This window comes from Ligilactobacillus acidipiscis, from assembly GCF_900116935.1.
Classification (GTDB): domain Bacteria; phylum Bacillota; class Bacilli; order Lactobacillales; family Lactobacillaceae; genus Ligilactobacillus; species Ligilactobacillus acidipiscis.
In genome coordinates this window covers 1,774,749-1,794,772 of sequence record NZ_LT630287.1, presented here as the reverse complement: position 1 = coordinate 1,794,772, position 20,024 = coordinate 1,774,749, and the positions used below count along the sequence as shown (strand labels likewise).

Genomic DNA, 20,024 nt, shown 5'->3' with positions numbered 1-20,024 from the left:
TAGTAACAAGATAATTAAGTCATCTCAGTCATTTTAGATACTCAAAGTCACTGAAAGTTATTTTTAGAAGGTGGGGAAATTGGCGATTAACAGGTTTCAGGTACTAGTAGATGCATTAAAGCCTCTTAGTGAAATCGATGAGTCAGTACCTATCCAAGATGCAGTACTAGTGATATTTGAGAATTACACAAAAAACTGGAATGCACATAATTATCAAGAATCAAACTATAAAAGGCTGTATTACAAAGGGTTGAATCGTTCGGCTGCTCATAAGCTTGAAAAAAGTGGTATAGCCAAAGATAAATTCAAGGATTATATCAATGAGGCTAGTTATTCCCAAAAAGAATCAATCAGTAAGTATCTTTTGGAAAAATTGCAATTAAAAGAAGAAATTCCGGCAGAAAGTCTTGCATATTATTGCGTTAACCTAATGTCCGAATTAGTAGAAGAAGCAAAGCGTAAAAAGCAATTAAGAAAACAAAAAATCCCCACAAAAAGTGAGGATAAGGATATATTTACAAAAACTGTTTCAGATGAGACGTTCACAACAGTCTTTCGTCAGGTTAATGCTAGTGAGATGGATGCTGTGAAAAATAGAAATATAATTCATGCTTTTGTTTTGAAACCAGAACTGTTGCCTTTTAGCTATACGAATTTAAAGGATCTAATGACATCCAATATTACTAGCTACGCAATAGCCCGTGGAGTTAGCAAAACGGATGTTATAGGTTTGCAAGCAGCAAATTTACTAAGAAAATATGCTAAAAGTGGTATTCCAAATAATTTACTAGGTGAATTGCTAGCATATATTTTTTTAGAGCATGAGGATAATGCACTCAAACTCTATACCAGGGCGGAAATTTTAAAAGTCAAGCGAACAATCGATAGTGAAGGCATATATCTGAAAAGAGACCAGGGTAAAACTCAACTAATCCTTGGGGCATCACAATTAAACAATAATCTCGAGAATGCAATTAATAATGTAGTGAAGAAAATAGCAACCTTTGATAATAATCGGTCCAATGAGATGGTGCTGGCTACCGACATAGTTGACAGTTCCATTCTTCAGACTCAATTTGGTGAAGATAAGAGTAATGCCATTATTAAGTTAATGGCACCAACTGAAACAGACTTTGAAGATATTGCATCATATGGGATCTTTATTGGCTATAAGTTTAGAACCAAGTTAGATTTAGATGATTGCACGCAAGAAGAAGCAAAAGAGAAGTGTCGTCAAGCTATTAATTGTGATTTGGAACAAGCGGTTGGTCAATTGAATATAGCTATTCAGCAGCATCATTGGCAAAAATCGTCGTTTTATGTGTATTTGTTACCTTTTACTAATGCTGAACAGGATAGCCATGCAATAATGAAGGATTTGATAGGGGAATAAGATTATGCCACAACAGGGGAAAAAACTGGGTGAATACCTTTATGAGTATTTGGAAAATGATAAATACTTACACAAGCTGATGAGTATTTTGTCTAAGCAGTATGCTTGTTGGCTCTTCGGTTTTGATTGGAAGCTAACGAATAAACAAAAGCATGATTTACTACGGTTCGCTGACCTACTAGCAAAATCAATCAATGAAAAGGGAGACAATAGGCAAAAAAACATTGCATTAAAAATTATTGCCATCTTATCCAAAATGTATCCTGATGATCCTGAAGTAGGGCTGATTGCTAACGAGGTTTTAACCAGTTTTAATAATTTTTTGCCTCGTCGTGAGCAGAGCTACACGTTAGTTCCAACAATTGAACGGTTATGGAATGAGACCTTGATAAACTACCAAAAAGGAAAACGCCAAATCCCTGGAGAAGAGGATAAGTCATTCATCGGTAAGCAGAATATAATTTTTAAGTCATTGAGTAACGAACTTACCAGTTTTTCAGCTCCTACATCAATGGGGAAGACTTTCTTAATTGAGAAGTATATTGAGTTCAAGGTAAAGTCAGGTACCGTAGGTAGCTTTGCAATTACTGTGCCCAGTAAAGCTCTTATTACCGAAGTGAAGACTCAGCTTATTGATGATCTAGGCATGAAGCTGAAAGAAAAAACATACCGAGTGATTTTTCATCCTGATGAGTACCGGTCAGATTATGAGGGCAGCTACATTTGTGTGATGACGCCAGAACGTCTATTGGCCCTGTTAACACAATATTCAGAAGTACGGTTAATACATCTATTTATTGATGAATCTCAAAAAGCTACAGAAGCGAGTTCACGCAGCACCTTTTATTATGAGATATTTGACAAAATTAGTGCATGGGAAAGTCAGCCGAAGGTAACCTTTGCATCACCACTGATTCCAAATCCAGGAATATTTAAAAAATTAGTACAAACAGCCGAAGCAAATGATGGCCTTCGCATTGTCGAATCCCCAATAACCCAGGTGGAAATTATCTTTGATCGCTACGCTAATAAAGCGGAAGTATATGATGATTTGAATCAAAATACTATTCCGATAGGCACATTTAAAGAAACGCTATCAGTACCAGATATTATTCGGAAGATGATAAGCATTTTAGGGAATAGTAATTGCAACTTGGTTTATTATGGTTCAAAAGTCAATGCCATTTCAGATGCTGTGGTTGTTAGTCGTTCAATGGAAGAAAGTAACGATCCAAGGTTGATAGAGTTAGCTGATTATATTTCACGTAAAATTCACCCTAAATACATCTTGGTAAAACTAGTTAGAAAAGGAATAGCCTTCCACACTGGAGAATTGCCAGTTGACGTTCGCATTAGAATCGAGGAAGCCTGTCGGCAAGGAATCTTAAAGCTGGTTTTCTGCACCAGTACCCTACTGGAGGGAGTAAATTTGCCGGCTGATAATATTTTCGTTACTACGCTGCAAAATGGAAAAAGGACGCTCAGTCAATTAGACTTCTTGAACTTAATTGGTCGAGTGGGTAGGTTAGGTCACTCCATGCTAGGAAATGTCTTTCTAATTACTGGCGATACAGAGAATTCGCATAGTAACCGTGCTGCTTATTTATCTAGGATGAATAACAGACTAAAAAAAGCTAAGTTATCTGTTGATGTTATTAAGCCTAAGCAAGCGGCAGCAATTAAGAAGAGGCTAGAGAAAGGCGATGTACGTTTAGATAACATTGAAAAAGATAAGAACTATGATTTAATTCGTAAATTATCATTACTTTATGTCAAGGAATTACGGAATGATCATCATGGAGTAGTTAGAACCCATTTAGCAAAACATATAACCTACAAAGAAGAACGAAAAATTTTACAATCCTTACAAGAACGATATGCTGACGAATTAGAGGATGATATTAACTTCTCTTCTGATCAGTCTGAAAGTCTTAGAAACAAGATTAGTCAGGAAAATATTAAAGGATATCCTAATATTCATGATGGGGAAAAATTGAGGTGGCCGGAAGCCAAAGCTTTTTTACTCAAACTATCAGAAATATTTAACTGGGCTATTTATGAATCTGACTTTGTCCAGTCAAATCAAGATAAAGAGACTCGAGATAAGATAGTAGAAGATGATGCGAAAGTAATCTTACTTTGGATGAGTGGGTACAGTTTAAAGCAAATTTGTGACATCGCAATTCGAATCCGCGATCCGAGATATGGAGACACCAGGTTTCTAAATAGAGTAAGTCAACGTTATAATGACACACCTAATATTAACTGGGAGACTATAACCATCAATAAAGTGATGAAAAGATTGCAAAAACTTCAGTTTATATTAGGAAAATATTTCTTAAAGGTTACACAGGAGCTGACTAAAAGCAGAATACCACCGCAAAACGACTGGTATCGTTTTATGGAGTATGGAACAGATAGTGACTTACGGATTTGGCTACAACAAAATGGATATTCACGTGAATCCTCAGAATATATAGAAGACAATAAAGATGAATTTATCATTCAAGCCGATAATAATTACTTTGTCTCCAAGAATATTTTAAAAGCGAACGATCTTGATGCTGTTAGTGAGACTAAGGAAATTGAAATAAACGTTCCAGAAATTTTTATTTAGAGGAAGTAATCATGAATAACGAAAACTTAAGCATCAGTTATAACAAATTATGGAAGCTGTTAATTGATCGTGGAATGAAGAAAAAAGAATTACAAGAGGCTAGTGGAATAAGCGCTGCTTCTATTGCTAAGTTAGGTAGAAATGGTAATGTTACGACTGATATATTATTAAAGATTTGTGGTGCTTTACATTGCAACATTAGTGACATTCTTGAAATCAAAAGATAGGTGGTTATTTAGTAAATGGCAATTACAGAAATCGAAGACCGTATTACAGATATTATTAACCAAAATGATCCAAATGAGTTTATTTATGACTTTTTGAGTGTGTATGATTTTCCTAAGGCTACTATTACTAAGTTACGTAAGGGAACCAATAATTTAGCCAAAGAACAGGACGAAGTATATCTGAAAAATCGCTTGTACTTTAAACAGACTGATGAGAACCTAATGCAGAGTTTTATTGATGTTAAGGATAAGGTTAACCAGCTGGGATCCAAACCACGGTATATAATGGTGACGGACTTTAAGGACGTATTAGCCGAGGACACCAAGACAAACGATACACTTGATGTTGAATTTGAACGCCTACCACAAAAGTTTGAATTCTTCTTGGCTTGGAACGGGATTGAAAAGGCCGACTTTGACAGGGAAAATCCGGCGGATATTCGAGCAGCTGAGCGTTTTGCAAAACTGTATGACGTGGTGGTGAAAGACAATCCGACCGCTACCCGTCATGGACTGAACTTATTTTTAATTCGAGTATTGTTCTGCCTGTTTGCGGAAGATACCGATATCTTTGAAAAGAATCTGTTTACTAATCGTTTAAAGGAGTTAACTAAGCCAGATGGCAGTGACTTGGACAGCTTTATTAGTGATTTATTTAGCGTGTTAGATATCGAAAAAAAACGGCGGCCAGCTGAGACACCAAGTTGGCTGAGTGATTTTCCGTATGTGGACGGAGATTTATTTAAGGATCCGCATGAGCATTTGAAGTTTACAGAGTACTCCCGCAAGTTAATTATTGACGCCGGCGAAAAGCTGGAATGGGATCAAATTAATCCAGATATTCTCGGTTCAATGATTCAGGCGGTGGCGAGTGAAGACAGTCGGAGTCACTTGGGAATGCACTATACTTCTGTGCCTAACATTATGAAAGTTATCAAGCCATTGTTTCTTGATGATTTACGCCAAGCTTTTGAGGATGCTAAGGGGAACGAAAAGAAACTCAATCAATTGTATGACCGTGTCGGCAAAATTAAGTTTATGGACCCAGCCTGTGGGTCTGGTAATTTTCTGATCATTACTTATAAGGAACTACGGCAGTTAGAGATTGATATTCTCAAAGAATTAAACCGAATGGGAATTGCCACGATGTATGTTCCTTCGGTTACCCTTGATCAGTTTTATGGGATTGAAATTGATGACTTTGCATGTGATGTGACCCGTCTTTCCTTGTGGATTGCGGAACACCAGATGAACAAACAGCTGCATAAGGAAATTGCGGATGCTATTCGACCAACATTACCTCTGCAGCACGCTGGTGCGATTGTCTGTGGTAATGCTTTGCGGGTTGATTGGAATGAAGTACTGCCACATAAAAAGGATGATGAAGTTTATCTTTTTGGGAATCCACCATATTTAGGAGCAAAGAAACAAAACAAAGATCAAAAGGCAGATTTGAAGGCTGCTTTAATCGACAATAAGAAATATAGAAAATTGGATTACATAAGTGGTTGGTTTTATAAAGCAGCACTGTATATTAAGGATTCAGTGGCTACGGCGGGATTTGTTACCACTAATTCTATTATCCAAGGTGAACAAGTAAGTATGATTTGGCCTTCAATCTTATATTTTGCAACTATTATATTTGGTTATGCATCTTTTAAGTGGACTAACAGTGCGAAGAATAATGCAGGTGTAACCGTTAGTATTATTGGCTTAGCAGCAAAAAAACAGTTGAGTAATAAATGTTATTTGTTTAATAAAAACCATGTACTTTCAGTAAATCATATATCTCCATATATTGTTGAAGGTTCTGATGAAACAGTATCGAGTACGAGAAAAAATATAAATGGGCGAGGGTTACCAATTGCAGCTTTAGGGTGCCTTCCTTTAGATGGTGGTAACCTTATTTTATCCAATGATGAGTACGGCACCGTTGTTAAACAATATCCGATCTTAAAAAAAATAATCAGGAAGTTTATAGGTTCTTCTGAATTCATTAATGGAAAAACAAGATATGTATTTTGGATGAATGAAAGCAACTATAAGGAATATTCAAATATACCCATTGTGAAAAAAAGAGTGGATTTGGTTTATCAATTTCGGAAAAATGGGGGGCAGTCGGCTCGTGGTGCAATAGATACCCCCTATAAATTTTTTACTCGAGAACTAAGAGATGAAGCTCTTATTAAATCCCACAATGATCAAAAAAAACTATTAATGATAATTATTCCACGAGTTTCATCTGAAAATAGGTTATATGTACCGATGGGAATAGTTGGTGAAGACACAATTATATCTGATTCTGCAACCGCAATTTATAATGCCCCACTGTGGCTATTTGGACTTCTTGAGTCACGCATGCACATGACTTGGCTACGTGCAGTTGGGGGAAGGTTAAAGACGGATTATAGGTATTCAGCTGGGCTTGTTTATAACACTTTCCCTGTTCCGGAATTATCATCGCGTCGTAAAAATGAGATTGAAGAAATTGTTTGGGAGATCCTCGATATTCGTGATGAAGAGGGCGGCACTTTGGCCGAGCTGTATGGGTCCCCGCTGGCTGCCAAAAACCCGAAGCCAATGAATCCACGACTTAAGGCTGCTCATGAAGAACTGGACCAAGTTGTCGATCGAGCATATCGGGTTCGACCATTCAAAGATGATAATGAACGATTAGCATTACTACTAGAAATGTACAGTCAGAAAGTTAATGAGGAGAAGTAAATGAAAGATAAAAATGTAGTGGAGGTTAATTACCACCAGACTGGTAAAAGTACCAACACCAATGAACTAGGAATGCGGGAAATGCAGGTCCGTGTTTATCAACATCGGAAGTCAAAATATATTCTAGTTAAAGCACCACCAGCTTCTGGTAAGTCCCGGGCTTTGATGTTCGTGGCTTTAGATAAACTAGCTAACCAAGGTGTTAAAAAAGTGATCGTGGCCGTCCCTGAACGTTCAATTGGGCGGTCATTTAAGAATACCGATTTAGTTAAGTTTGGCTTCTATGAGGATTGGCAAGTTGATCCACAATATGATTTGACACTAAACGGTGGACAGGAAAGTAAAGTGCAAAAATTGCTAGATTTTCTGAAAGATCCCAGTGGACGGATTCTAGTTTGTACTCACGCTACCCTGCGCTTTGCTTATCAAAAGGTGGTAGATGATCATGCCTTTGACAATGTCATGGTGGCGATTGATGAATTTCACCATGTTTCTTCAAACGATAGTTCTGTTTTAGGAGATGCCTTACGGAATATCATGCACAACTCATCGGCCCATGTTTTAGCGATGACGGGTTCCTACTTCCGAGGTGATTCGGAACCAATTTTGTCTCCAGAAGATGAGCAGATGTTTGATAAGGTTACTTACACTTATTATGAACAATTGGATGGTTACCAGTATCTGAAGTCCTTTGGAATTGACTATAAGTTCTATCAAGGTCGCTATACTGATGCTTTAGATGAGGCACAGGACACAACTAAGAAAACAATTATTCATATTCCAAGTATTAATTCAAGTGAATCAACTAAAGATAAGTATGACGAAGTTGATCGTATTTTTGACACGATTGGTGATATTGATCATCAAGACGAGCAAACTGGTATTTACTTCATTAAAGATAAACACACCGGGAAATTGCTAAAAGTTGCTGATTTGGTGAATGAGGATGGCCGGGAAAAAGTCGGTGAATACTTACGGCAACTTAGTGGTCCCAATGATTTGGATATTATAGTGGCACTAAACATGGCTAAGGAAGGCTTTGATTGGTCATGGGCAGAGCAAGCATTAACGATCGGTTATCGGCACTCGCTAACTGAAATTGTTCAGATTATCGGCCGAGTTACTCGTGACAGCTCTAATAAGAATCATGCCCAGTTTACGAACATGATCGAACAACCTGATGCCAAGGATGGCGATGTTGAGTATGCGGTCAATCAGATTTTGAAGGCTATTACCGCATCGTTATTGATGGAACAAGTGTTGGCACCTGAGATTCATTTGAAGCGGCGTCAACATAAAAATGAGAAGCCAACCGGTGATACTGACATTTTGATCAAGGGATTGAAAGAACCTTCTACCAAACGAGTTCAGAGCATCATTGAAAATGATTTACCGGACTTAAAGGCAGCTATTTTGCAGGATTCATCAGTTAAACAAGGCATTGCTGCCAATGTGAGTGCGGAAGTTATGAATAGGGAACTCATTCCCAAAGTAGTTATGACTCGTTACCCTGACCTGAATGACGATGAAATTGATCAGGTCAGTCAATATGCCTTAGCTGATACGATTGTTCGTCATGCTAAAGTTGAAACGACTCAGGATAGTAAAGGCAATACTGATCAATTCTTACGAATGGCAGATAAGTTTATCAATGTTGACCAGCTAGACATTAACCTGATCGAATCGATTAATCCATTCCAGCGTGCTTACGATGTGATGTCACAAAATATTGATAGTGACACATTGCGCTTAATTGAGAGATCAATTGATTCCAAGAAGTACGATTTTACGGATGAAGAACTAGTTCAGCTATACAAGAACGCTAAGCAATTTGTTGCAGAGCATGGTCGGCGGCCAGACAAAAATTCTAACAATGAAGAAGAAGTTCGGATGGCCTATGCTTTAGCTAAATTGGCAGATCTGCGGGCAAGGAGGAATCAAGAAAATGAATAATCAACTGATCCATTCTCTTGAGGATGTGTTCAATGATCCTGAGGCAGATGAATTGCTTGTAGCTAAACCGAAGAAAAAGCCAGTTTCAACCGATCCGGACGTTGAGAATTTTAAAGAAATTCAAGAATGGGTTAAGCAACATCATGGCAAGGAACCGGAAAAAACTCGGGATATGTCAAGAATGGCAGAACGACGGATGGCAAACCGGCTGAAAGGTTACCGGAGCCATACCGATATGATTGAGTTACTGAAACCATATGATGAACTTGGCTTGTTAAATCAGGAAAGTCAAAAGCTCACCTTAGAAGACACGGTTAAGAGTGAACAGCAGGACTTTAATTCGCTTGATGATATATTGGGTGATGACTCGATCTTATTCGGTGATAGCAATCAAAATACTGTTAACAGTAAACTGTTTGATACTAAAAAGCTGCACGAGATCAAACGGGAACAAGAAAACCAGCCAGAGAAGGTTTCCCAACGTCACCAGATGGCAGATTTTGAGAAGTATGAGCCCTTGTTTAAAAAGGTACAGGCTGAGTTAGCATCCGGAAAACGCCAATTGCGTCCATTTAAAAACTATGAAATTTTGCTGCATCATTTCTATATCTTGAAGGGACAACTGCTTTATATTGAAGCAGTTGGTGACCGTAAATTGACCAATAATAAGAGTCAGCGTAAGACAGATGCTAGACTACATGTAATCTATGAGAATGGTACCGAGAATACACCACTACTAAATGGCTTGGCAGCCTCTATGTATGGGCGTAATGGAAAAATCGTTACTGAACCAGATGACAATATTGAACTGTCACCAGAAGAAGTTACCGGTTATATTTATGTATTGAAATCCGAGAGTGATAATCCTGAGGTACGCCGTGTTCAAGAAGAACACTCATTGTACAAGGTTGGTTACACCACAGGATCGGTTGAAAAACGGATTGCTAATGCTGAGAATGAGCCAACTTATCTTTATGGTCCTGTTAAGATCTGTGAGGAGTTTCAAGTAAGCAACTTAAACTCTGAGGCCTTGGAGACGGCAATTCATCATGCTTTAGCTAATTATCGCTTGGATGTAGATATTAAAGCACCGAATGGTAGACTTATTCATCCACGAGAATGGTTTGTGACTGATTTGGGTACTATTAATGATGTCGTTAATGGTATTGTTGCTAAGCTGCAAATGAATCAGGAATTGTAGGAGAATTAATATCAAAAATTCAAATTTTGAGGTTTTAAAGGATAGAGATATTGTGGCAGTTTTGGACGGGGATGAGCGTTTAGGATTCATCGATGAAAATGATCCTTTTTCAGATGAAATAAGGATGCCGTATTTATCTGGACCGATGATAAAAGAAATCTCAGTTCGCTTCTCGTGTTCAATACAGAATTACGAATGCCCTAGCCGTTGGAAATATATGTACTTACTGATGGACAAAGCTATTTCTAGCAATGTTATTTCCAAGGTTATAGCCTATATTTTTAGTAAATCTGAATACTTAGCTAAAGAGGGTTCTTTAGATCTGTATGATGCAACTGTGAGGATGGCTTTAGAACGTATAAATGGATTACTTGAATTTAGTGGATTCAAATTAAAAATAAAAAATGATACTGCTTTCATAGTAGATAAACAATTATCTGCTGTTCACGATCCCAACATTAATAGGATTGATGTGAACTACATAAGAGAATTGTCCGAAAGAGTATTTGATGATATCGATAGATCTGAATATGACAGTGCTATAACTAAATCTAGAACTCTATTAGAGGAAACGTTTAATTATGCTATTGAGCAAAAAGGTGAAGAAGCATCTACAAATGGTAATATTCACAGATTATATAAACAAGTAAAGAACTTATACTCTATGCATACCGATAATGTTGCAGATAAAAGAATAAATAAGCTTTTATCAGGACTAGAAAATATAGTAAGTGCTATTGCAGAGATGAGAGACAGTGATAGTGATGCACATGGTGTAGGAAATCGTCGATTAAAAATTGATAAACACCATGCTGGATTAGCAGCTAATTCGGCCGTAACTATGTCAGACTTTATTATTGCTGTTGTAAGAAAAAATAAGGGACAAGATAACTATTAATAAACTAGGAGTTGGTAACTTTTGGCTGTATATAAATTAAAGATAGATGCATTTGCTGATAAATTTGATGAGTTTATCAGTGACAGCAATAAAAATAGTCTTTTAATTCGTGGCTTTTATGACGTAGATAAGTTACTATCCGTATTTAATATTCTTAGTAAAAACAAATATTGCCATAAAGGTGTTATCGTTTTAGGTAACGTTACTATAAAACATGAACAAGAATTATTTCAAAGAATATTTAGGAACAAGTTGCCAACTTTTAATTTAAGTGATGAATTTGACTTAGCAGACTTAACGGTGTCGTTTACTAAATGGGGACAAAATACAGAATTCCCTTATGGTCAGTTTGATGATTTCGCACTTTTTTATCCTGTTGAATCAGTTCTGTTTAATGCGAAGGATACTGCCAAGTTTGTTAAAGCGGTAAAAGGGTCTAAAGCTAAGAAAAATATTTTAATTACTACGAATGATTTTACAAAAAAGGCTGAAGAATTGTATGAAATTGTAGATGATTGTCTAATACTTGACACTGTGGATCTTAATGAAAAACATAAAAAGATATTCAATACTATTGAGCAGAACATAAAGGCCAAACATAATGAATTGCCTTATTAGATAATGGTCCGTCAAGGGTGCCGGATATTGTTCCCACAAACACACTGTCTTGATTGATAGCACTAATAGGTTTCCACAGATCGATTAAAAATCCTGCCTTTTAGTAATGATGAAAATCTCTGAATCCATGGGGCGTGAGGGTTGTGTAGATGTATTTGCTACTATTACACAGACATAGACAACCGCGACACATTGCCATTTATCCCCAATGTGCAATTGGCAGAAACCAGTCACTGCACGTAGAGAGCGTTACTGTCCTGGAACGTACAGAAAAATAGCCGACAATCCGCGCTCTGACGGCATTTATAGGTGATTGAAAGTGTACTAATTCTGATTTTAAGGTTCTTTATCAAGTGGTACTGATGAAATGAATTATTAAAAATAATAAGCAATTGGTCTACTTGGTCAAGCTGCTTGTTCCTGAATGGAATGAGCAGCTTTTTTAAGTGCGCCCGGCATGGGCAGTAACTAGGCGGTGTAAGTCCGCTGTGAGCCGTAGTGGCCGGTATCACGAGTCGAAGACAAGGGTGTCTATCGTGAGGTAGAATCTGAAGGAAGTCCTAGACGAAACATCGAATCGATGAACAAGAAGTGGCTAAAAGGCTGGAAACGGTGGGATGAGATTGCCTAACAAATCGAAGTCCCTGACCACTCGAAACCGTCACAGTAAAGCCAACGGTTTGATGCGAAAGCTACTGCTCTTACCCGGGGAGGTCTGTCATGGTAGTTCTCTCAAGCTGGAAGTTATTTCTGGCAGGAACAGGCTCAATAGTAATGTTGAGTTGTCCATGACAGAAGTCAGCCGAGGCCATAGTAGCCAGTAATGGTGAAGGGCTGAACAACAATAATTTTGATTCATCCTGGAGGTGGAAACAATACGACAATCGCAGAAAACAGAAAATAAAGCTGACTACCTGCGGAGGGTAACCCTGGAAGGGTCAGAGCAAACAGGAGCGCGTAGCGTTGTTTCTGGTGAAAAGAGAACTCAAAATGGCTTATTACGTGAGAAGGTCTTAGACCGGAATAATTTAAATCGGGCCTTTGTCCATGTCAAGCGTAATAAAGGGGCTGGAGGAATTGACGGCATGTCCGTTGAGGAACTTGGCCCATACTTGAAAGAGAATAACGTAAAACTAATCGAGGCCTTGCGAACCGAAAGCTATGAACCCCAACCTGTCAAACGAGTTGAGATTCCTAAGCCAGATGGTTCGAAACGTCAGTTAGGAATCCCAACGGTCGTTGACCGTGTGGTTCAACAGGCGTTACAACAGCAACTGTCTCCTATTTTTGAAAAAGTATTCTCAGATAATAGTTATGGTTTTCGACCACACCGCAGTGCACAAAGTGCTGTGAAAAAGGTGGTTGCTTATTACAATCAGGGTTATCACTACGTGGTCGACCTTGATTTAAAGTCATATTTTGACAATGTGAACCATGATTTACTAATTAAATTTGTTGAAAATTACATTAGTGAGCCATAGGTCTTGCATTTGATTCGTAAGTTCTTGACGAGTGGTGTTATGAATGGTCGATTTTTCGAGAAGTCCGCTAAAGGTACACCGCAAGGTGGCAATATTTCACCATTACTAGCAAATATTTATCTGAACGAGCTGGACAAAGAATTGACCAGAAGAGGACATAAATTTGTACGCTATGCGGATGACTGTAATATCTATGTTAAAAGTAAGCGTGCGGGTGAACGGGTTCTCAAAAGCATCACCCAGTTTTTAGAAAAGGAACTCAAAGTTGAAGTGAATGCAGAAAAGACGCAAGTCGGTTCTCCACTAAGACTGAAGTTTCTAGGTTTTTCTCTGGGTGTGGGACGCAATAGCGCCTACCTGCGTCCTCATCAAAAACCTAAACAGAGAACTAAACAGGAATTGGCAAGAATCACCAAGAGAAGCCGAGGCGTCAGCCTTGATAGGATTCTGCATGAAATTAATCAGAAAATGCAGGGCTGGATCCAATATTATTCCATTGGGAAGATGAAAATCTTTCTCCAACAACTAGACAAATGGTTGCGCTCGCGCATCCGCCAGTATATCTGGAAACAGTGGAAGAATATCGGAACCCGTTATAAAGCATTGATTAAACTAGGCTTGACACCCAAACAGGCGAAAATCTACGTCAATACTCGTAAGGGATACTGGCGCAACGCGCACAGTAAAACACTGTTGATGACCATAACTAATAAAAGACTGGCACAGCGTGGGCTAATAAATCTGTCCAAACTGTACCAGTCTATTCAAGCAAAAGCTTAAGTTGTTGAACCGCCGTATACGGTTCCGTACGTACGGTGGTGTGGGAGGTCGATAGTGTGAACTATCTCCTACCCGATTGTGACTATGAAAATTCAAACTGACATAACTATTCTTTAATTGTAAGCAGTGTTCAACTGGACGGATTTCAAGTAGAAGCTGATTCTTATACAATTACCTTATTCAATTAGCTAGAGGTGATTTTTTGGAAGATAAACCAGAATTTGTGCAAGTTAAGGTGGCTGCGCTTAAAAACAAAGATTATAAGCCGCAAAAAGCCATGCAGTTGCGTGTAGATCAAAATAAGACTGGCGTCATTTATAATCGGATCAATAATTATATCCTAGATGCTTTTTTGAAGGCGGTGTTTACGCATGACGATGCTTGATTTGTCCCAGCTCGACCGGATCTATTTGGCAACTGGGAAAACTGACCTTCGCAAAGGAATTGACGGTTTAGTTACTGTGATCACCGAACAATTCGCCTTGGATCCATACCAGAGTACCTTATTTTTATTCTGTGGTAGTCGCAAAGATCGTTTTAAGGGACTCCTGTGGCAGAAAGATGGCTTTTTGTTGCTTTACAAGCGTTTTGAAGACGGTCGTCTTCAATGGCCGAGGAACCAAGCTGAAATGCGGCAGCTTCAACCCGCTCAATTAGTCCGTTTACTACAAGGCTGGTCCATAGATGCGACGATTCATGACTTTGATCCAGCACATTTAAGACTGCAGCAAAAGAACAATGTGGTTTAGTTTTCCCTGTGGAAAACTAAATCTTTTTTGCTCATCCACAGTTTTAAATCTGTGGATGCAATTATGCTGAAAGCGTGCTATGCTAACTTTTGAAAACATCAGCTACATCGCTGATCAGAAAATGGTGAAGTTAAATGGATCAACAAAAAACGATTGCTAAATTAACACTTGAAAATGAAGAACTCCGTAAACAAAACAAGGCTAATGAACAGCGGATTGCTGAACTGGAAACTCTTTTAAAGTCTTTTCAGGCAAAATTATTCGGGACTAAGTCAGAAAAAACTGTCTCGGTTAACGAAAATCAAATGACACTTTGGGATGATGACAGTGTTTTTACCTGGTCAGAGCACACTGACAAACAAAGCGCAGAAAGTTCTCAAGAAAAGATCCAAAAGTCACCGAAAAAGCGGGAAAAACGGCAAAAGCAAATAGAAGATTTAGAGATAGTTAAAAACATTAAACGGCTCAAAGAAACTACTTGTCCTTACGGACAAGCACTTAAGGTTGTTGGAGAGAGATTTATAGGGAAAAAACTGCACTACAAACCAGCCGAATTATGGGTGGTCGAGGAATACGTTGCAACCTACGCTTGTGCTTGTGCTGCTTGTCTGGCGCAAAATAACGGTCAGACAGCTTTCTTTAGCGCCGAAAAAGCGACGCCTTTATTCCCACATAGTCTGGCTACCCCCACTCTGTTAGAGAATATCGTCTATCAAAAATACGTTTTAGGGACACCTCTTTATCGTCAATTAAAAGATTGGCGTCGTTTCGGGTGGAATGTCTGTGAGCCGACTTTAGCTGCTTGGGTCATTCAGGGGGCAGATATGCTAAGATCATTGTATGATCTCCTACATAAAAAATTGCTGCAACGTCCCTATTTACAAGGTGATGAAACTGTTGTCAAGGTTTTGCGTGAACCTGGGAAAAAGCCTACGGCTGAATCACGAATGTGGGTGCAACGCACGGTCCAAAAAGACAAACTACAAGCTATTTATTATGCCTATCGGCGCGATCGTTCTGAAAAATCGGCTTGTTCCTTATACAGTGGCTTTACTGGTGTTTTACAATGTGATGGTTATCAGGTTTACCCTAAAGTAGATTGTGCCGACCGCGTTGGTTGTTTAGCTCATGTGCGCCGTAAATTTTTTGAGGCAGCCAAATACAGTCAGGCCGCTAAAGGTCCGCTAAAAATCCTGGATCAGATTTTCCACCAAGAAAAGAAATGGGCCAGTTTAAATAGTTCTGCTAGAATAAACAAAAGGAATGAGTTTTTAAGGCCTTTGTTCGAAAAATTTTGGCAGGCTTTGGCAACTTGCGCTGCTCTACCTAAGTCCTTATTGGGGAAAGCTATCGCATACGCACTAGGACAAAGGGAAGCCATCAATAAATTATTACAATATGGTGAGATCGATATTTCCAATAATACTTGTGAACAGGCGGTAAAATCGTTGGTTATCGACCGCAAGAACTTTTTATTCAGTACAAGTGTGGCAGGCGCTGAGGCGAATGCCATCTGGCTGACCTTGATCGAAAGTGCCAAAGCTAATGGCCTTGATCCGCAAAAATATTTAACCAAAATCCTGACTGTAGTTCCTCAGCTGGGACCTTTCCCAACTGAAAAAGAACTAGAGCCTTATTTACCCTGGAATTAAACTTAAATAGCGCCAAAGATCCCTGATATGAAGCAAGGTTTGCTTTCGTGTCAGGGATCTCTATTTTGTCAAAGCAAATTTAAATGGTTTTGTCTAACCGTCCAGTTGAACACTGCTTACTTTTGAATTACAGAGACGGAACATTTTAATTAGAATATTCTTCGTCACTGAGCCTCCATGTTTATATTCATCAGAAATAATATAGTTTGTAAGAATGATAAAAATAAGGTGACAAAACTATTCAGCGATCATCAGCTTGATGTTATTTCTTTTTATTGAATCTAAGATGTCTTTTGATGGCAGCTGGTCAGTAATAATTATATCAATTTGAGTAGAGTTGAAACTATCTAAAAGAATATAATCTTTTTTATTAAATTTAGAATAATCCACAAGTAAGACATTTTTTTCGGAACATTGGAATACGGTTCGTTTAAGTTCGTTTTGTTTTTCATTAGCCATATAGAATCCATTTGCATCAATGGACTTACATGACATGAACGAAATATTTGGTCGAAAGTTTGAAATTAAGTCTGAAATTGCACGTGGACCTAATATTGATTTAGAACGATAGAGTAATGTTCCACCAAGTACATATAAATCAATATTTTTCAGCTGATTAACCTCTGATGCGATGTTGATGTTGTTAGTAATAACATGAATATTGGTTTTGTTCGCAAAATATTTGGGTAAAAAGGATAAGGTTGACGATCCATCTAAGAAAATAGCCTGGTCGTTATTGATGAGTGTTGCTGCTTTTTTACATATTCTACTTTTGATTGTTCCGTTTTTGCTACTTCTAGTTCCGTAGGCAATTTCAACATTAGAATATTCTAGTAAACTAACATAGCCGTGTGTTCTTCGAATAGAGTTGGTCATTTCTAAATCCAGTAGGTCTCGTCGAAGTGTAGAGGTGCTAACATCCATCATCGCTTGTAATTTCTTTGTACTAATTTTTTTGTTTTGTGAGAGAATACGTAACATTTTTTTAAGTCGTTCATCTTTTTGAAGGTACAATTTGGTTTCACTTCTTTCTATATAATTTGAACAGTGAGAAAAAGAATAATTTACTTAATAAAAATGTGAATCTTGTTCAATTTTAAGCGCTAACAGGATTGAAGACACTGTATTTATTAAAGGTATATCCAATTTATTCAGCTATGTCAACAGGATGGTAGAAACATTTTGAAAAATGAACAATTATGAACAATGTTCATTGTATATCAGCCCGCTAAAAAATAAATGAAAACGCTTTAATAGCCAAAGAAAGCGCTTTATAATGAAGCTGTTAATCGGATTAACTGTAGAATAAAAAATCACTTATGTTCATGAGCATGAACGGAAAGGCGGCTTTGCTATGAGCGATTACTCTAAATTGTTCGATAAAGAATTAATTTTTTTGAATTTAGATGTTTCGAATCGGAATGAGCTATTTAAAAAGGTATATGAAAAATTGGCAGAAAAAGGAATTGTAAAAGAAAGCTATTTAGATGCTTTGACTAAGCGAGAGGATGAGTTCCCAACGGGTGTAGTCACTCAGTTTTTACCAATTGCGTTACCACATGCTAATCCAGAAAATGTGAATCTTCCCTTTATTGCAGTTGTTCAAACAAAAGATGATATTCGTGTTCAACAAATGGGAACAAATGAAGACGAGGATACCAAAAACTTCTTCTTTTTGGGGATTGTTAAGGAAACTCAGGATTTGCAGGTCAAGTTATTACAAAGATTTATGCAACTGATGAATGATGAAAAATTTGTTTTAGACTTTAAGGAAATAAAAAAGCCAGACGATATGTATGATTATCTGATCAATAATTTTTAGGAGGTAATTAAAATGCTAAAAGTTGTAGTTGCTTGTGGTAGCGGAATTGCTACTAGCGAAACAGTGGTAGGTTCACTTAGAACATTTTTAGAAGAACATTCTGTTAGTGGTGTTGAAGTTGAAACTACTGATTTTAAGCAATTAGCGGGAGTACTTGCTAACTATGATGTATATGTTTGGTTGGCAAAACCAACACCGGAAATTCAACAGATTTGTGATGAGGAAGGTATTCCTGATGTTAATGGTGTTGACATTTTGACTGGATCAAAGGGTGATAAAACTTTTTTAGATTTCGTAAATGCTTTAATGAGTTTAAAGAGTGCATCCTAACTAAGAAAGGGGAAACCTATTATGGAAGTCTTAAAAACAATAGTTAATTATGTTTTAGATTTGGGTGCAGCAGTTTTTGTTCCGTTGATCATGTTTTTGATTTCATTGTTAGCCAGATTGAAGCTTAGCAAGGCCGTTAAAGCAGCATTAACATTAGGCGTTGCTTTTAGTGGAATGACATTAGTTGTTAATTATATGACAGATGCAATTTCACCAGCAGCAAAATCAATGTCGAAATTGATGCATTTGAGTTTAAATGCGATCGATCAAGGTTGGCCAGGTGTGGCTGCAATCACATGGTCGTATAAAACGGCTTTCCTATTTTTCCCGCTCTTATTGGTTATTAATTTTATCATGCTATCAATTAATTGGACTAAAACCTTGAATGTTGATATGTGGAATGTTTGGAATAAAATTTTCACATATGTTGTTGTCTTATATTTTACGCATAATTCGCTGTATGGCTTTGCGATCGCCAGCCTACAGATCATTTTAGAATTAAAAGCAGGGGATATGTGGCAAAGGCATATTGAAGATCTGACAGGTATTCCAGGAGTTACAGTTCCACATTTTATTACTTTATTTGCTGTAATTTTAATGCCGCTTAATAAATTACTCGATTTTATTCCGATAATGAATAAACCGGCTGATGCTAATGCTATTCAAAAGAAAATTGGGATTTTTGCAGATAATTCAGTTATGGGTGCGATAATCGGTGTTTTACTTGGATTTGGTGCTGGATATTCTATCTCAGGATCGTTGCAATTAGCCATTGAAGCTGCAGCAGCCATGACCATGTTCCCGATGATTTCAAAATTATTCATGGAAGCTTTAAATCCAATCGCGGATGCAATGAATAAGATGATGAAAGATCATTTTAAAGGACGTGAAGTATTTATTGGACTTGATTGGCCGATTTTAGCTGGGCGAAATGAATTATGGGTTACTGTAATCATACTAGTTCCTGTAATGCTGATATTGGCAATGGTTTTGCCTGGTAACACTGTCCTTCCATTTGCTGGAATTATTAATTTATCTTTTGTAGTTGCTGCCTTGCTATTAACTGGTGCTAACTTGTGGAGAATGCTGACACTTGGAATTATCACAACGCCAATTTTCCTATACGGTGCAACTTATTTTGCCCCAGTTATCACTAATTTGGCAAAATCTACTGGTGCTGTCAAGGTTCGACCGGGACAACAACTTTCATGGTCGACATTTGAAGGACCTGATTTTCGGATGTTATTCGCGCAAGTTTATAATGGAAAATGGTGGGCAATAATTGGTGCAATCGTATGGCTATTGGTTTTTGTTTGGCTGTATAAGGATCAAAATAAAATCTCCATTCCAAGTAAGCGTTATAAGTTAGCTGGTATTGAAGATGTTGATGTCTCTAATGAACATGAATCTAATAGTGCAACGAATGGTTCTGCTAAAGAAGAATGGAAAGTTTCTGATATAGACGGTCTTGATTTTAGCAACGTTAAAAAGAATAAAAAACCTAAGAGTAAACAAGCAACAAGTGTTGATGAGATCAACGGTATGGATTTTAGTAATTATAATAGAAAATAAAATGAGG

At 37.7% G+C, this 20,024-nt stretch carries 15 protein-coding genes and 1 pseudogene; 15 read left to right on the top strand and 1 reads right to left on the bottom strand.

Annotation, left to right across the window (positions count from 1 at the left end):
- Positions 1-79 precede the first annotated feature (79 nt).
- The 12 genes and pseudogenes from BQ5903_RS08310 (at position 80) to tnpC (ending at position 16,293) form a co-directional block, all read left to right on the top strand.
- Positions 80-1,393: a HamA C-terminal domain-containing protein gene (locus BQ5903_RS08310; protein WP_231920833.1), complete on the top strand. Its 1,314-nt coding sequence runs from the start codon at positions 80-82 to the stop codon at positions 1,391-1,393.
- A gap of 4 nt (positions 1,394-1,397) precedes the next feature.
- Positions 1,398-4,010: a DEAD/DEAH box helicase gene (locus tag BQ5903_RS08305; protein WP_079579327.1), complete on the top strand. Its 2,613-nt coding sequence runs from the start codon at positions 1,398-1,400 to the stop codon at positions 4,008-4,010.
- An 11-nt stretch (positions 4,011-4,021) separates the two neighbouring features.
- Complete coding sequence (locus tag BQ5903_RS08300) at positions 4,022-4,237, top strand: helix-turn-helix domain-containing protein (protein ID WP_079579326.1); 216 nt, start codon at positions 4,022-4,024, stop codon at positions 4,235-4,237.
- 15 nt (positions 4,238-4,252) lie between these two features.
- Positions 4,253-6,961 (top strand): class I SAM-dependent DNA methyltransferase, encoded by a 2,709-nt coding sequence (locus BQ5903_RS08295; RefSeq protein WP_079579325.1) that lies wholly within the window; start codon positions 4,253-4,255, stop codon positions 6,959-6,961.
- The gene (locus BQ5903_RS08290) at positions 6,962-8,914 is read left to right on the top strand and encodes a DEAD/DEAH box helicase (protein WP_079579324.1); all 1,953 of its coding nucleotides are present in this window, start codon (positions 6,962-6,964) and stop codon (positions 8,912-8,914) included.
- Entirely contained in the window at positions 8,907-10,115 is a 1,209-nt protein-coding gene (locus tag BQ5903_RS08285) for a GIY-YIG nuclease family protein (RefSeq protein ID WP_172823841.1), read from the top strand. Before BQ5903_RS08290 ends, BQ5903_RS08285 begins: the two co-directional genes overlap by 8 nt.
- Positions 10,116-10,167: 52 nt before the next feature.
- Positions 10,168-11,013, top strand: a complete 846-nt coding sequence (locus BQ5903_RS08280; protein ID WP_197684883.1) for an abortive infection family protein — start codon at positions 10,168-10,170, stop codon at positions 11,011-11,013.
- A 21-nt stretch (positions 11,014-11,034) separates the two neighbouring features.
- Entirely contained in the window at positions 11,035-11,631 is a 597-nt protein-coding gene (locus BQ5903_RS08275) for a hypothetical protein (protein ID WP_079579321.1), read from the top strand.
- Between the two features lie 875 nt (positions 11,632-12,506).
- Positions 12,507-13,892, top strand: a pseudogene (ltrA, locus tag BQ5903_RS08270) (group II intron reverse transcriptase/maturase).
- A gap of 202 nt (positions 13,893-14,094) precedes the next feature.
- Positions 14,095-14,277 carry a hypothetical protein gene (locus tag BQ5903_RS08265; RefSeq protein ID WP_079578630.1) on the top strand — a complete coding sequence of 61 codons (183 nt, stop codon included), beginning with the start codon at positions 14,095-14,097 and terminating at the stop codon, positions 14,275-14,277.
- Positions 14,264-14,641 (top strand): IS66 family insertion sequence element accessory protein TnpB, encoded by a 378-nt coding sequence (gene tnpB / locus BQ5903_RS08260; RefSeq protein ID WP_056972637.1) that lies wholly within the window; start codon positions 14,264-14,266, stop codon positions 14,639-14,641. The genes BQ5903_RS08265 and tnpB overlap by 14 nt, the downstream gene beginning before the upstream one ends.
- A gap of 134 nt (positions 14,642-14,775) precedes the next feature.
- Positions 14,776-16,293 carry an IS66 family transposase gene (gene tnpC / locus BQ5903_RS08255; protein WP_079578626.1) on the top strand — a complete coding sequence of 506 codons (1,518 nt, stop codon included), beginning with the start codon at positions 14,776-14,778 and terminating at the stop codon, positions 16,291-16,293.
- Between the two features lie 237 nt (positions 16,294-16,530).
- Here the strand turns inward: tnpC and BQ5903_RS08250 are convergent, their stop codons facing one another.
- Entirely contained in the window at positions 16,531-17,307 is a 777-nt protein-coding gene (locus BQ5903_RS08250; protein WP_079579320.1) for a DeoR/GlpR family DNA-binding transcription regulator, read from the bottom strand.
- 340 nt (positions 17,308-17,647) lie between these two features.
- On the opposite strand from BQ5903_RS08250, the gene BQ5903_RS08245 reads away from it, so the two are divergent.
- From BQ5903_RS08245 to BQ5903_RS08235, 3 genes are read left to right on the top strand one after another with little or no spacing between them, the layout of a single operon-like run.
- Positions 17,648-18,115 carry a PTS sugar transporter subunit IIA gene (locus tag BQ5903_RS08245; RefSeq protein WP_079579319.1) on the top strand — a complete coding sequence of 156 codons (468 nt, stop codon included), beginning with the start codon at positions 17,648-17,650 and terminating at the stop codon, positions 18,113-18,115.
- Between the two features lie 12 nt (positions 18,116-18,127).
- Positions 18,128-18,445, top strand: a complete 318-nt coding sequence (locus tag BQ5903_RS08240; protein ID WP_079579318.1) for a PTS sugar transporter subunit IIB — start codon at positions 18,128-18,130, stop codon at positions 18,443-18,445.
- A 21-nt stretch (positions 18,446-18,466) separates the two neighbouring features.
- Positions 18,467-20,017 carry a PTS galactitol transporter subunit IIC gene (locus BQ5903_RS08235; protein WP_079579317.1) on the top strand — a complete coding sequence of 517 codons (1,551 nt, stop codon included), beginning with the start codon at positions 18,467-18,469 and terminating at the stop codon, positions 20,015-20,017.
- Positions 20,018-20,024 lie beyond the last annotated feature (7 nt).

Coding starts and splice junctions, on each gene's coding strand:
- BQ5903_RS08305 (WP_079579327.1), top strand. CDS start 1,398: ATGCCACAACAGGGGAAAAAACTGGGTGAATACCTTTATGAGTATTTG.
- BQ5903_RS08300 (WP_079579326.1), top strand. CDS start 4,022: ATGAATAACGAAAACTTAAGCATCAGTTATAACAAATTATGGAAGCTG.
- BQ5903_RS08295 (WP_079579325.1), top strand. CDS start 4,253: ATGGCAATTACAGAAATCGAAGACCGTATTACAGATATTATTAACCAA.
- BQ5903_RS08290 (WP_079579324.1), top strand. CDS start 6,962: ATGAAAGATAAAAATGTAGTGGAGGTTAATTACCACCAGACTGGTAAA.
- BQ5903_RS08285 (WP_172823841.1), top strand. CDS start 8,907: ATGAATAATCAACTGATCCATTCTCTTGAGGATGTGTTCAATGATCCT.
- tnpB (WP_056972637.1), top strand. CDS start 14,264: ATGACGATGCTTGATTTGTCCCAGCTCGACCGGATCTATTTGGCAACT.
- tnpC (WP_079578626.1), top strand. CDS start 14,776: ATGGATCAACAAAAAACGATTGCTAAATTAACACTTGAAAATGAAGAA.
- BQ5903_RS08245 (WP_079579319.1), top strand. CDS start 17,648: ATGAGCGATTACTCTAAATTGTTCGATAAAGAATTAATTTTTTTGAAT.
- BQ5903_RS08240 (WP_079579318.1), top strand. CDS start 18,128: ATGCTAAAAGTTGTAGTTGCTTGTGGTAGCGGAATTGCTACTAGCGAA.
- BQ5903_RS08235 (WP_079579317.1), top strand. CDS start 18,467: ATGGAAGTCTTAAAAACAATAGTTAATTATGTTTTAGATTTGGGTGCA.